10 protein-coding genes are annotated in these 13,834 nt (G+C 41.0%); 6 read left to right on the top strand and 4 right to left on the bottom strand.

All coding sequences use genetic code 11. From position 1 onward, the window contains the following. Position 1 precedes the first annotated feature (1 nt). The 5 genes from MTN96_RS10715 to MTN96_RS10695 are packed head-to-tail and all read left to right on the top strand — an operon-like array spanning position 2 to position 4,987. Positions 2–1,966 carry a heme lyase CcmF/NrfE family subunit gene (locus MTN96_RS10715; protein ID WP_096739268.1) on the top strand — a complete coding sequence of 655 codons (1,965 nt, stop codon included), beginning with the start codon at positions 2–4 and terminating at the stop codon, positions 1,964–1,966. Further along, the gene (locus MTN96_RS10710) at positions 1,966–2,535 is read left to right on the top strand and encodes a redoxin family protein (protein WP_029773820.1); all 570 of its coding nucleotides are present in this window, start codon (positions 1,966–1,968) and stop codon (positions 2,533–2,535) included. Before MTN96_RS10715 ends, MTN96_RS10710 begins: the two co-directional genes overlap by 1 nt. Beyond that, the gene (locus tag MTN96_RS10705; RefSeq protein ID WP_004588327.1) at positions 2,535–2,996 is read left to right on the top strand and encodes a cytochrome c-type biogenesis protein; all 462 of its coding nucleotides are present in this window, start codon (positions 2,535–2,537) and stop codon (positions 2,994–2,996) included. Before MTN96_RS10710 ends, MTN96_RS10705 begins: the two co-directional genes overlap by 1 nt. Beyond that, positions 2,996–4,246, top strand: coding sequence for a c-type cytochrome biogenesis protein CcmI (gene ccmI / locus MTN96_RS10700; protein ID WP_248531551.1), 1,251 nt, complete (start codon positions 2,996–2,998; stop codon positions 4,244–4,246). Before MTN96_RS10705 ends, ccmI begins: the two co-directional genes overlap by 1 nt. Positions 4,247–4,255: 9 nt before the next feature. Next, on the top strand, positions 4,256–4,987 hold the full coding sequence (locus tag MTN96_RS10695) for a VacJ family lipoprotein (protein WP_004588329.1): 732 nt from the start codon (positions 4,256–4,258) through the stop codon (positions 4,985–4,987). Between the two features lie 78 nt (positions 4,988–5,065). On the opposite strand, the gene MTN96_RS10690 is transcribed toward MTN96_RS10695, so the two are convergent. Further along, the gene (locus MTN96_RS10690) at positions 5,066–6,289 is read right to left on the bottom strand and encodes an EAL and HDOD domain-containing protein (RefSeq protein WP_248531549.1); all 1,224 of its coding nucleotides are present in this window, start codon (positions 6,287–6,289) and stop codon (positions 5,066–5,068) included. A 334-nt stretch (positions 6,290–6,623) separates the two neighbouring features. On the opposite strand from MTN96_RS10690, the gene putP reads away from it, so the two are divergent. Next, positions 6,624–8,102, top strand: a complete 1,479-nt coding sequence (putP, locus tag MTN96_RS10685) for a sodium/proline symporter PutP (RefSeq protein ID WP_248531548.1) — start codon at positions 6,624–6,626, stop codon at positions 8,100–8,102. A 116-nt stretch (positions 8,103–8,218) separates the two neighbouring features. On the opposite strand, the gene fahA is transcribed toward putP, so the two are convergent. The 3 genes from fahA to MTN96_RS10670 form a co-directional block, all read right to left on the bottom strand. Beyond that, the gene (fahA, locus tag MTN96_RS10680) at positions 8,219–9,532 is read right to left on the bottom strand and encodes a fumarylacetoacetase (protein WP_054983015.1); all 1,314 of its coding nucleotides are present in this window, start codon (positions 9,530–9,532) and stop codon (positions 8,219–8,221) included. Positions 9,533–9,662: 130 nt separating this feature from the next. Further along, entirely contained in the window at positions 9,663–10,709 is a 1,047-nt protein-coding gene (gene hppD / locus MTN96_RS10675; RefSeq protein ID WP_004588333.1) for a 4-hydroxyphenylpyruvate dioxygenase, read from the bottom strand. Positions 10,710–11,017: 308 nt separating this feature from the next. Continuing rightward, on the bottom strand, positions 11,018–13,765 hold the full coding sequence (locus tag MTN96_RS10670) for a metallophosphoesterase (protein WP_248531546.1): 2,748 nt from the start codon (positions 13,763–13,765) through the stop codon (positions 11,018–11,020). Between the last annotated feature and the right edge of the window lie 69 nt (positions 13,766–13,834).

Raw genomic sequence — 13,834 nt, 5'->3', positions numbered from 1 at the left:
TATGATCCCAGAACTTGGTTATTTTTCTTTAACGCTTGCCATGGTGCTAAGCGTTTTACTGTGTATTTTTCCGCTGTGGGGCGCGCATACCGGTAATCTTCGTTTAATGCGTGCGGCCCCGTCTTTAGCCGTTGGGCAGTTTGCTTTTGTACTTATCTCGTTTGCTGCGCTTATCTATGCCAGCTTAACTGATGACTTTACGGTATCTTATGTGGCGTACCATTCAAGTAGTACGTTGCCTTGGTATTATAAAATTACCTCTACGTGGGGTGGGCACGAAGGCGCTATTTTACTGTGGCTTGTAATGCAAGCAGGGTGGACCGCCGTGGTTGCTATGCGTTCTAAATCGCTACCTTGGGTGTTGCGTGCACGTGTTTTAGGTGTGCTTGGCTTTTTAGGTGTCGGTTTTATGATGTACACACTACTGCTTTCAAGCCCGTTTGAACGCTTACTGCCGTATTTCCCTGTTGAAGGGCGTGATTTAAATCCGCTACTACAAGACCCAGGTATGATCATTCATCCGCCATTACTGTATATGGGATATGTAGGGTTATCGGTTGCGTTTTCATTTGCTATTGCAGCACTTTTAACAGGTAAACTTGATAACACCTGGGCTAAATGGTCTCGCCCATGGACGATGACTGCTTGGGGCTTTTTAAGTTTAGGAATAACCATAGGCAGCTGGTGGGCTTACTCTGAGCTTGGCTGGGGTGGCTGGTGGTTTTGGGATCCGGTAGAAAACGCATCGCTTATGCCCTGGCTAGTCGCTACGGCTTTATTGCACTCTTTGAGCGTGACAGAAAAGCGCGGTGTATTTAAATCGTGGACTGTGCTGCTTGCCATCGCTGCATTTTCTCTAAGCTTATTAGGCACCTTTATTGTTCGCTCAGGCATTATTGTATCGGTGCATGCATTTGCCACTGACCCCGATAGAGGTTTATTTATTCTAGCCTTTTTAGGCATTGTTGTTGGCGGCGGTTTATCGTTGTATGCGCTGCGCGTATCACAAGTTAAAAGCGAAGGCCGTTACAAGTTTGTATCACGCGAAGTGGCCTTATGGCTTAACAACATCTTTTTAGTGGTAGCCACATTAATTGTTCTTTTAGGTACTTTGTTACCTATGGTGCATAAAGAAATGGGCCTAGGCAGTATTTCTATTGGCGAACCGTTCTTTAATAAAATGTTTGCCATTTTATTAGTACCATTTGCCATATTAATGGGAATTGGGCCTTTTCTTCGTTGGAAACAAAACAAGTGGGCTGTACTACAAAATAAAGTATTAATAGGTGTGTTAATAAGTGTTGTTATTACCTGTGCGTGGTTGTTCTCAAGCTACGATGTCGTAAAACCACTTACATTATTAGCCACCACCTTAGGTGTATGGGTTGCAGTCTCTACTGCCATAGATTTATACGCCAAGGCGTCGGTTCACGGGACGCTAAAAGAAGGTATTAAACGTTTAGGCATTAGCTACTGGGCTATGGTGCTAGGTCACGTTGGTTTAGCATTTGTTATTGCTGGCGTAACACTTACTTCGGCGTACTCGGTGGAGCGTGATGTTTCTATGAAGCAAGGCGATATTGTCACGCTTAACCAATACGAATACCGATTTGATGGCGTTAAATCAATACGCGGCCCTAACTACAGTGGGCATGCTGGTGTAGTGTCGGTATTCAATAACGATAAGCTAGTGACTGAGTTACATGCAGAAAAACGCAAATACGATATTGGTATGCAATTTATGACCGAAGCGGCAATTGATGCCGGCTTTACTCGCGACCTATATTTAGCGCTCGGTGAGCAATTAAGTAAAGGGGCATGGTCACTGCGTATTTATCACAAACCTTTCGTGCGTTGGATGTGGATAGGCGGTGTACTTATATCGCTTGCAGGGTTTATGATTTTATTCGATAAACGCTACCGTACATCAGCAAGTACACGCAAAAAAGCGTTGGAGAATGCGTAATGAACCGTAAAATTTTAGCTTTAGCACCGTTATTAATATTCATATTTTTATGTGTATTTTTGTATCAAGGTTTGTTTGCCAACCCGCGTGAAATTCAAACCGGACGACTAGGCCAAACGATGCCTGCGTTTAACCTGCCTGATTTAATGCAAGATGATAAGCGCTGGACAGATGAAAGCCTAAAAGGCGAAGTTTATTTACTTAATGTATGGGGGACTTGGTGCCCTACATGTTTAGTTGAACTAGGGTATTTAACTAAGCTACGCGAGCAAGGCGTAAAAATTATTGGTTTGTACTATGTACAAGGGTACGATGCCGATTTTGATGGCCCATTTGATATGCAGGCTTTGCGCACCGATGTGAGCGATATGCTCAGCCGTGCTGGCGACCCATACCAATTTAATATTTTAGACTTGCACCGTACCTTGTCACTTGATTTAGGTGTATCAGGTGCCCCTGAAACATTTTTAGTGGATAAAACGGGTAAAATTTTATTACACCATACAGGGGATCTAAACCCGCGCGTATGGCGTGCTAAATTTGCCCCTGTTATGCAGGAGCTAAATTAATGCGAGTGTTTTTATTAACCCTGAGCTTTTTTATAAGTATGGCAGTGTATGCCGAGCAAGATCGCTACCAGTTTGACAATAACCAACAAGCTGTGCGCTTTGAAGAGTTAACCAAAGAGCTCAGGTGCCCTAAATGTCAAAACCAAAATATTGCAGACTCTGATGCCATTGTTGCAAAAGATTTACGCGACAAGGTACTCGCGTTGGTAAAAGAAGGTAAAACAAAAGACGAAGTAATCGATTACATGATAGACAGATACGGTTATTTTGTTCATTACGATCCGCCTGTAACACCAGCCACATTAGTACTTTGGGTTTTACCTGTACTTATTGTTATTTTGGGTTTTGGTTTTATTGTAATTCGCCAGCGTAAGGCGTCAGTTAAGCAAACCTGGAACAGTGATGATGAAGCAAAACTTGCTAAGTTAATTGCAGAAAATAAACGTCAGGAGCAAAATTAATGATTTTAATGTGGGCGTGTTTTGCTTTACTCACACTAATTGCACTGGCTTTCATTATGTTGCCTTTTTTAAAAAAAGAGCGCGTGCAAACCATTACTCACAATGCTAATGCAGAATTGATCAGCATTTACGAGCAGCGTTTAGTTGAGTTGCAAAACGACTTAGACAATCAACGTATTGATGCGCAAAGCCATAGTGAATCGGTTATAGAGTTAAAACGTCGTTTATTGAACGAGCTTTCGCCAGAAAAATCGCTTAATAGCAAAGGTAATAACCGTATTTTTGCTTTAACAGGCGCAGCATTTTTATTAGCCCTCACCGGTGTTTTTTACACCTTTACAGGGAGCCAGCAGCAAATAGCAGCGTGGTATGATGCAATGGATAACCTTGCAGATTATGGCGAGCGTGCGGTAATGCAAAAAGGTGAGCCACTAACTCAAAACGAGTTGCAAGCGTTTGCTTTAGCGCTGCGCACTAAGCTTAGTGAATCAGGCGATGACGAAGTTGCGTGGATGTTGCTTGGACGTGTAGCCATGTCGTTAAACGAATTTGATATGGCGCAGCAATCATTTGATAAAGCCCTGCGAATGAACCCAGACAACATGCAAGTACTCATTAGCTACAGCCAAGTTTTACTACTTGAAGGCAGCGAAGAGAACATGACGCGTGCAGCGGGTATGCTATCTAAAGTGCTAAAGGTTGAACCAACAAACCTTGATGCTATTTCTTTATTAGCGCTTATTGCCTATGAGCGCAAGGACTGGCCGCAAGCCAAAGCGGCGTTTGAAGTATTACTGGCAAGCATGGATAAAAGCGATACGCGTTATACAATGATAGCGCAGCGTATTTCCGATATAGAGCAACAAATGCAAAATGAGGGCTCTGTAATGCCGGTCTCTGCTAACAGTACTATTAGTGTTACTGTGAGCTTAGCGGATGAGCTTTTCGATAAGCAGCCACAGCAGGGGACTTTATTTATTTTTGCCAAGGCTGCTCAAGGCTCTCCTATGCCATTAGCGGTTGTAAAACTAAATGAATACAGCTTTCCGCTAACGGTGCAACTCACTGATGCTAATGCAATGGTTGATGGGTTAAACTTATCAAGTGCTAAAGATATTGTGATCACAGCGCGGATCTCAATCGATGAGTCAGTTATGCCAAGTAGTGGTGAGTTAGAGGGTCACTCTGAGACACTACAACGTGAAAACGTAAGTGACTACCAACTTCAAATTGATACATTAATACCTTAAGGACATTAGATGTTAAAGCATAGTTTTACTTTTTTATGTTTATTGGTGCTAGCCGGATGTGCACAAGTACCAGAAAACAAAGTTGATGAGCGCGACCCGCTACAAAGCATTAACCGTCCATTGTACGACTTTAATATGGATATTCTTGATGCTTATATTTTACGCCCTGTGGCTGTAGGGTATGTAGAAGTGACCCCTGTACCTGTACGCAATGGGATTGTTAACTTTACCGATAATATTAGTGCGCCTGTTGATATGATAAACGCAGGGCTACAAGGTAAAGCGGGCAACGCAGGCGTGAGTTTAGCGCGTTTTTTAGTTAACTCTACGGTAGGTGTGTTTGGTATTTTTGATGTTGCAAGTTCACTTGGACTTGAGCTGGTAGATGAAGACTTTGGCCAAACATTGGGCGTGTGGGGCGTTGGCGATGGCGCATATATTATGCTGCCAGCAATGGGACCGACTACAGCACGTAACTTAACAGGCGATGTCGTTGATAACTTTGTGTTACCAGAAATCGCTCTGACTACGCCTCAAACTATTTTAGTTTTTGCGCTTAAAGCGGTTGAAGCTCGTGCTTCACTTATCCCGCAAGAAGGCCTACTTAATGACTCTCTTGACCCGTATTTATTTGTTAAAGACATATACTTTCAGCGTCAGCTTTATGAGCTATACGACGGCAATCCACCAATCAAAGAAGAGCCTGAAGACTTTGATGAAGACTTCTTAGAAAGCCTCTAAATAACAGCTATAAAAAATGCCAGCAATTGCTGGCATTTTTTTATGTGTATTTTGAGCTTAAATAAGCTCTAATGTTTATTATTCTTTAACCATCAGCTGCATTTGCTCATTAACCCACGTTAAGGCGTCATGGTATGCGTTGGCAACTTCTTCGCCTAAATTTAACTGTTTAGCAATTTCGTTGGCGGCTTCCCAATCTGCGTGCTCATAAAACTTAACCAAGTTTAGATACTGAGCAAGCAGGCCTTCGTCATTCAATAGCGCAGCTTTTATCTCTGCAGACAGCGGGAGCTTTTGCATAACGCTTTCCATGGTTTCATCTAAAATGGCGTCCATAAGCGACATCATGCCAGTTAAAAAGGCCATACCGGTATCTTTAAACTGCCCGTGTGAAATAGCAAGTAGTTCGCCAAATCGTGCACGTGTTAGCGAAAGCCTAATTAGCTCAACAGGTTTATCGGCAGAAACTTGCGCTGCAAATAACAAAGATAACAGCTTTTTAATTTCGTTAGCGCCAAGGACGATGAGTGCTTGTTTGATTGTGTTTATTTCGGCTCTGCGCGCAAACGCAGCTGAGTTTGAATAACGCAATAACTTGTAAGATAGATTTACGTCACGTTCAAACACATCGGTTATCTTTTTAAGATCCATTTCAACAGATGAGGTTTCGTAAAGCAGCTCTGCTAATGCCATTTCTGATGGCGGCAGTGCTTTACTTTGTACCATTTCAGGTTTTGAAAAAAAGAACCCCTGAAAATATTCAAACCCAAGCTCAAGAGCTAAATTATAGGCTTCATAGGTTTCTACTTTTTCAGCTAAAAGCTTGATGTTTGGATAAGCTTTAATATCGTTAATTATGGTTTTTATTGCACTTTCATCAGTGGTTAAAAAGTCTATTTTTATAATATCGATAAATGGGTAAAAATGGCGCCATACTGGTTGGTGAATGTAATCATCAAGCGCTAGGGTGTAGCCTTTTTCTTTTAAATCTTTAACAATAGCCAGTAAGCGCTTACCTGGTTGCACTGTTTCAAGGATTTCTACAACGACCGTCTCTTTCCCTAACATAGTAGGGTAACCTTTAAGTAAGGTTTCTAGAGTAAAGTTAATATAGGCGGGTTTGTTGCCAGTTAAATCTTCTAAGCCAAAATTAAACTGACTCCCTTCGATCAGCTTCGTTGTTGCTTCGTCACCGTCTATGTCTGGAAATACATTATCAACGCCATCACGAAATAATAACTCGTATCCAACAAGCTCCTTTTCGCGGTCTAAAATAGGTTGGCGTGCAGCATAAAAATACATAAATAGTTCCGTACAAAATAATAATTATTAGCAATGGCTATAATATATGGCAAAACGTTCGAAATAGCATTAGGTAATTATTATTGATTTAATGAATTGTTATTAAATATTAGCTATATATGTAAATAAATTTACCGTATATCGGGTGTTTGAGGGTTAAATAGTCAATGCGGCTGTTTTTTGTTCACTTCAGTGTAACAAGTTGGAGTTATCACCTTTAAGCATGGTATAGTCAAGACGGATGGTTTTTACCCCAATAGTGTCTTTATTATAATATTTTAAGAGTCATTATTAGGATTAAAAGCCTGTTTTATACAACTTTGTGGAGGCGAATTTGGAAACAGGAATGATTATTTCACTGGTATTGTATTTTATAGTCATGCTTGGCATTGGACTTTATGCATACAAACAGTCTACAAGTGATGTTTCGGGTTATATGCTAGGTGGACGTAGCTTATCTCCAAGTGTTGCAGCATTATCTGCTGGCGCATCGGATATGAGTGGTTGGATTTTAATGGGCTTACCTGGCGCTATGTTCGTTACTGGCTTTAGTAGCACATGGATAGCAATAGGCTTGGTTATTGGTGCGTGGTTAAACTACTTTTTAGTTGCGCCTCGTTTGCGTGTTTACACTGAAAAAGCAAACGACTCAATCACAATCCCAGACTACTTCTCTAATCGTTTTAATGATAAATCAAACCTTTTACGTGTAGTTTCTGCGGTAGTAATTATTGTGTTCTTTACGCTTTATACATCATCAGGTGTTGTAGCAGGCGGTAAATTGTTTGAAAGCTCGTTTGGCTTAAGTTACGAAATGGGTTTATACATCACCACTGGTGTTGTTGTTTTATATACCTTATTTGGTGGCTTCTTAGCAGTTAGCTTAACTGACTTTGTGCAAGGCTGTATTATGTTTATTGCCTTGATACTGGTACCGACCGTTGCTTACTCTTTATTAGATCAACCGCTAGAGTCAACACTTCATAGCGTTAACCCCGATATGCTTAATTGGATAGGTGCAGGCTCTGCATTAGGGATTATTTCGGCAATGGCATGGGGCTTGGGCTACTTTGGTCAACCTCATATTATTGTACGTTTTATGTCGGTGCGTAGCGTAAAAGATATGCCAACGGCTCGCCGTATTGGTATGACATGGATGATAGTTGCAGCCATTGGTGCTGTGGGTACTGGTTTATTTGGTGCCGCGTACACTTACGAAAACAACATTGTTGTTGAAGACCCAGAAACCATTTTCTTAATTCTTTCTGAGTTATTATTCCACCCATTAATTGCTGGTTTCTTATTGGCGGCTATTTTAGCTGCAATCATGAGTACAATTTCTTCGCAGTTACTTGTTAGCTCAAGTTCGTTAACTGAAGATTTTTACAAAACGTTTTTACGCAAAGAAGCAAGCGACACAGAGCTTGTTACTGTAGGACGTATTAGTGTAGCAGCAGTTGCTCTATGTGCTATTTACTTAGCGTACGATAGAAACAGCTCAATATTAAGCTTAGTAAGTAATGCATGGGCAGGTTTTGGTGCGGCATTTGGCCCACTGGTTTTATTTAGCCTGTACTGGAAACGCATGAACTTTGAAGGCGCGCTAGCAGGTATGGTTGTAGGTGCTGGTACGGTTCTTTTTTGGATTTACTCACCATTTATGATTGATGGGCAAAGCTTAAGCAGTTACATGTACGAAATTGTACCAGGCTTTATTTTAGCAAGTATTGCAATTGTAGTTGTAAGCTTAGCGACGAAAGAGCCAGCGCAAAATATTACTGCGCTATTTGATGAGGTTGAAAAAGACCTTTAATCAACCCGTACTTTAGATACGAAAAAGCCACCTAGTTTAACTAGGTGGCTTTTTTATTTGCTATGTGTTGTCCACAAATGTGTTTGCTTATTTAGGACATATCAATAACCAATAAGTTATTTAGCAGGTAATACAGTGCTTTCTACACTACCAAAGCCAATACGGGCATAGCCTGGCTTTTCACACCAGCCGCGCATAATTACATTATCGCCATCTTCTAAAAAGCTGCGTTGCTCACCATTACTCAGGGTTATTTTTTCTTTACCACCACGAGAAAGCTCTAATAAAGAGCCCGCTTCTTCATGTGTAGGGCCTGACTGCGTGCCAGAGCCGAGCATATCACCTGGCATAAAGTTACAGCCATTTACAGTATGGTGGGTCACCATTTGCGCCACAGTCCAATATGAATGTTTGAAGCTTGAGGCAGAGACCTGCGTAGGTTGGTGGTTTTCATCACGCATTTTTTGAGTCTGAATTTTAACATCCATCTGGATATCAAATGCTCCTTGCTCGCGGTTAGCAGCAGATTCTAGGTACGGCATTGGCTGAGGGTCGTTTTCATCACGTGTCCAGCTAGTTCTAAAAGGTGCAAGTGCTTCAGTGGTGACAATCCAAGGCGATACGGTTGATGCAAAGTTTTTAGCTAAAAACGGGCCTAATGGTTGGTATTCCCATGCTTGTAAATCTCGTGCTGACCAATCGTTAAATACACAAAAACCAAATACATGGTTTTCAGCGTTTTCAATGGCGATAGCATCACCCAGCGCATTGCCTTTGCCTAAGTAAATACCAAGCTCTAACTCGTAATCTAGGCGTTTACATGGGCCAAATGATGGGGTATCTGCATCGGGCGCTTTAGTTTGCCCTTTAGGGCGGTGAAACGTTTGCCCCGATACATCAATAGATGAAGAGCGGCCATGATAGCCAATCGGCACCCACTTATAGTTTGGTAAAAGCGGGTTGTCTGGTCTAAACAAGCTACCAACGGCTGTTGCATGGTAAATTGAGGTATAAAAGTCGGTGTAATCACCAATACGACACGGCAGTGAAAACTCTATATCAGCTTGAGCAATAAGGGTACTTTGCATTTCTTTTTGTTGCTGTGCGCCTTCACGCAATGCTTTTGAAAGCGCTAAGCGCAGTGCTGACCAGTATTGCTCCCCTAAACCCATAAATGTATTTAGTGTTGATTCGCTTGCTGCATCTAGGGCTGTTTTAGCATCACCGGTAAAAATGTTTAAGTGGCTCAATTTTGCTAAATCAATAACCTGATCGCCAATCGCAACCCCGCCTCTAAATTCTTCATTTGTGTTTTTAGTACGAAATTCTGCAAAAGGTAAATTTTGAATCGGGAAATCACAGCCTTTAATATTGGCCGACTCTACCCAGCTAGTTAAATTAATGTCGTGGGTTTCGTTAATTTGGCTCATTACTTATCCTTTAGGTTTGATGTTGGGTGCATGCATTTATTTAAGCATACTTGTATCTTGCACCCTACTTTTTAAATATTAAAACGACAAAAAGCAGCGAAGATCGCTGCTTTTAATTTACTCAAAAAAGTTATAAAACGCCGCGGCGCTCTTGGTCTCGCTCAATTGACTCAAACAATGCTTGGAAATTACCTTCACCAAAACCACCATCATCTACACGTTGGATCATTTCTATAAAAATAGGTCCAAATAGGTTTTTAGAGAAAATTTGTAATAGGTAGCAGTTTTCACTTTGGCTATCGACTAATATTTGATGCTCGCGAATTTTCTCTTTATCTTCTGCAACCCACGGTACACGGTCAAAAATAGTGTCGTAATATTCAGGAATAATGTCTAAAGTAGCAATGGTCGATTTATCAAGCTTATCAAGCGAGCTAACTAAATCGTCAGTTAAAAACGCGAGATGTTGTACTCCAGGGCCATTATATTCGCCTAAATACTCGTCAATTTGGTTGTTGTTATTGCCTTTACCTTCATTAATAGGAATTGAGAAGGTGCCACAGGGTGATTTTAATGCATACGATAGCAGCGCTGTTTTTTGACCTTTAATATCGAAATAGCGTACTTCTGTAAAACCAAACACGTCTTTATAAAAGTTTGCCCATGTTTCCATAGTGCCTTTGTAAACGTTATTAGTTAAGTGATCTATACGTATAAAGCCTTTATCTTCAACTACATTAGGTGATGATAAATCTTCAAAGTCAGACTCATAAATAGACCCTTTATCACCAAATTGCTCAATAAAGTAAATCAGGCTATCGCCAATACCGTAAATGGCGGGATAAGGTAAGTCTTTATGGGTTGAGTCGGTTGCGGGTTTTGCACCACGTGCTACAGCTGTTTCAAATGCATGCTGTGCATCCTCAACGCGCCAACCCATAGAGCAAATTGCTGGGCCATGACTTTTTGCAAATTCAGCAGAAAAACCATCGCGTTCGTTATTTAGTAAAAAGTGAATGTCGTTTTGGTTGTAATAGACAATATCTTTGCCTTTAAATTTTTTTAATTTTGAAAAACCAAAATCAGTAAACACTTTATCCATGTAGTCTGCATCAGGTGTTGCGTATTCAGTAAACTCAATACCAACTAAACCTAGTGGATTATTTGCTTCACTCATTTTTATTACTCCTGCAATAAATATTGCTACTGCGTTTATGTGTTGTTGTCGTGTTGAGCTAGATAATCAACTAGATTTTAAGTTTGGGGAAGAGGGGGAGCAGATTTAGCATTTGAGCAAACTGTAAATTTAATAAGACGTTTACTTATTCAATAGGTTTATACCTTACGCTTTAGGGTAAACGAGCATTTATCAGCTTGATGCTTTTAGTTTATTAAAGTTTAAGATATTGATATAAATAAATAAAAAAGAGGTTTTATAAAAATAAAACCTCTTTTAAAAATGTAGTTACATCATGTTTTTTGTATTCAATTGTTTACACTTTGTGTGCGATTGTTAAAAAACGTGTTGCGCTGCTCGAGCCAAAGGTTAGGTTTTACGGTTGGAGCTGCTTGGTAATGGCGCTCAATAGCTTGGTTTAATACCCGTGTTGTAGGGGTAAATGTCAGCTTTGATTGTGCACTGCCTATGCTTTTAATTTCGTCTCGAGTCAGGGCGCGCCCAGCATATAAAAGGGCGTTTAAATAACCGGGCACTGTTTCAAAGTTGTTATCTGTAAAGAGTAAAACAGATGACGTTAATGCCCAGGTGTTATTTATTTCACCGTCTTCTTTAACACCAGCAACCTCGCCGTCTATGTACACTTCAAATACCCCATTACTGGGGGCGGTATAAAATACAAATGCAACTCGGTGCCAGTTTTCAGGCTCTGTTTGTCCAAAGTAACCACTATCACTGGTTGATTTACCATAACCGCCGGTTGGGTCGATAAACATATCGGCATCATCAGTGAGGTAATCTTGTGTGTTTGCTTGCATGATAGCGCGATAAATATCTTTGCCTTCTTCTGGCCAATATAAATCCATTACTAAGGTGTAATCAGAAACCATTCCTTCACTTGCATAATCACCATTGGCAGGTGTATTTAAGGTTATTAATAACCCCTCGGTAGGGGCGTGGCGTGAAAACGCCATTACACCTGAGCTGCCATCAGCAAAATCAGCAATACCAAGTGCTTGAGTTGTATTATATTGCGTTTCTTCAGGGCCCCAGTTTGTTTGTTCTGGGTCAAAATAGCTCAATACTGAAGGGCCATAATCTGCTGCCAAAGGGCTATTTGCATCGTTAAAATTCCACACTGTGACATTGCTTTGCTCATTACATGAAAAGAGTTGATTATCGGTATCTAGGTATAAGCATTGGCTTGTTCTAAAACGCGCATATTGATCAAGTAACCACCATGCTTCGTCAATGGCTTCTACGTTTGAAAAGGTAACACCGCTAAAAAATAGCTCAGGATTAAGTGCTGCGCCTTTAAACAACGCAACCTGATAAGTGCTCGCAGCTTGTATATCATCTGGTTTGAGTAAAAACCAATCAGGCTGACTGGCAAACATGGTGTTTAAATCGCTACCTGTAACCGTTACGCTATATAACGAATTAAAGCCTGGAGTGTTAGAGGGCTGGCGCTCAACATAGTAGGCTTTATGAAAGTCTTCTTGTGTTAAGGTCCCTGGTGTCCACCTTGTTTGTACTAATTCTGGGTTAAGCAGGGCCGCCGTTATATCACTTGCATGGGCTGCAGCTAAAGCCGTTATTTCTGCAAGTTCTAAACTACTTGGGTAGTTTTCAGAAATAGCAATTTCTGTGTTTGCATCAGGCGCATAGCGGCCCATAATTTCATCAATTGCCAGTTTAGTTGGTTCATCACGTTCGCTGATGCTGTCGGTTTCAATTGTGCTGTAGCTAATTGTAGGCGACGTTTTATCTTGAGTGTTAAAGGTAAGTGTTACGTCTGTAATACCTTTTGCATAAAAATCTGGCTGAATAACCACAGCGCCGTTCTCGAGCGTATTATAACTTTCACCGCCGTGGGTATGTCCGCCTAACACTAAATCAATACCGCTTACATCGGTTGCCATATCAATGTCTAAGCCTTCACCTAAATGGCTTAGCATTACCATGTAGTCAACGTCGCCTTGGTATTGGTTTACTATACTTTGTGCTATTTGTTGCCACTGCCAGCTCATTTTAAATTGTTTGATAAAATCAGGTATAGGCTCATCATCTATCGGTTCATCTAGCTCGTTCCAAGGTACTGAGGTCATGCCAAATACACCTAAGGTCACACAGCCTACTTGTACTTTAGCAAAGCCTACAGCGGCAAAATCTTGTAATTGTTCGCCTTCATAGCGTGTATTACTGGCAAGCACTATGGCGTTGTCATCTTGCGAGTAGCTTAATAGCTTTTCTGGCCCCCATGCATAGTCGTGATTTCCAACCACACGTAAATCAAACTGCATGGCTTTAATGGCTTCTTCTGTAGCGCTACCTTGTGATAGTTGCTCAGCAACAGTGCCTTTTTCGTAGTCATCACCCCCGTTGGTAAAAAGGGTATGCGGCGTTTGTGCAAGTACTTGGTTGTAGTAGGCCTTTATGCGGCTAAAGTATTGCTCCTCATAACCGAATCGCGCATGTAGGTCGGCAACATGAACAAATCTAACCGATTGCTCTGTGGCTGTGGCATCACACGTTGGGCCTATAGCTGCAAAGGCCTCATTGCGCTGCATCATAATAGCGAAGGTTCCCAGTGTTGTTACTTGCGCACTTACAAAACCATCTGCAACAAAAGAGTTATCAATAACTTCCCAGCTATCGCCAGATTGTCTAGCAATAAATAGCTGGCCTCCTAATTGGTAATCATCAGGTATTTTTATGGTAATTGTTATTGGGTTACTAAAAGAAAGCGTACTTGGGGTGAGTAGGTGTATATCTGAGATAATATTTAGTAGTGCATTTACATCATCTAATACTGTTTTTTCGTATGTAAGTTCAGTGTTTTGAGAGACAGCATTGGCAGGTACAGTCAGTAAAAAGCTTCCTTCATCAAGTCTGACATCTAAACCTGTAGTTGTAGATACTGTTAACTCGCTAGGCTCAGGCTCAACGGGATCATTAGGGTTAGTTGTAACTTGATCGTCTGAACCACCACAGGCAGATAATAAAAGAATGCTTAAGGTTAAAAATAGGGTGCGAGATAAAGTTAACAAGCGCATGTAATGCGTCCCTGAGACTAGTTAAAAATTAATCAGCAGATGATACCAGTTTACAGCGAGGTGATATAG

The organism is Pseudoalteromonas sp. 2CM28B (genome assembly GCF_023161935.1).
Note: the sequence above shows the minus strand (reverse complement) of the source record. Positions and strands in the feature narration are given on the sequence as shown.

What these genes read in the sequence shown, in the direction of transcription:
- fahA (WP_054983015.1), bottom strand. Translation starts at nt 9,532, where the DNA reads ATGAGCCAAATTAACGAAACCCACGACATTAATTTAACTAGCTGGGTA.
- MTN96_RS10715 (WP_096739268.1), top strand. Translation starts at nt 2, where the DNA reads ATGATCCCAGAACTTGGTTATTTTTCTTTAACGCTTGCCATGGTGCTA.
- MTN96_RS10690 (WP_248531549.1), bottom strand. Translation starts at nt 6,289, where the DNA reads ATGTATTTTTATGCTGCACGCCAACCTATTTTAGACCGCGAAAAGGAG.
- MTN96_RS10705 (WP_004588327.1), top strand. Translation starts at nt 2,535, where the DNA reads ATGCGAGTGTTTTTATTAACCCTGAGCTTTTTTATAAGTATGGCAGTG.
- MTN96_RS10710 (WP_029773820.1), top strand. Translation starts at nt 1,966, where the DNA reads ATGAACCGTAAAATTTTAGCTTTAGCACCGTTATTAATATTCATATTT.
- MTN96_RS10670 (WP_248531546.1), bottom strand. Translation starts at nt 13,765, where the DNA reads ATGCGCTTGTTAACTTTATCTCGCACCCTATTTTTAACCTTAAGCATT.
- ccmI (WP_248531551.1), top strand. Translation starts at nt 2,996, where the DNA reads ATGATTTTAATGTGGGCGTGTTTTGCTTTACTCACACTAATTGCACTG.
- hppD (WP_004588333.1), bottom strand. Translation starts at nt 10,709, where the DNA reads ATGAGTGAAGCAAATAATCCACTAGGTTTAGTTGGTATTGAGTTTACT.
- MTN96_RS10695 (WP_004588329.1), top strand. Translation starts at nt 4,256, where the DNA reads ATGTTAAAGCATAGTTTTACTTTTTTATGTTTATTGGTGCTAGCCGGA.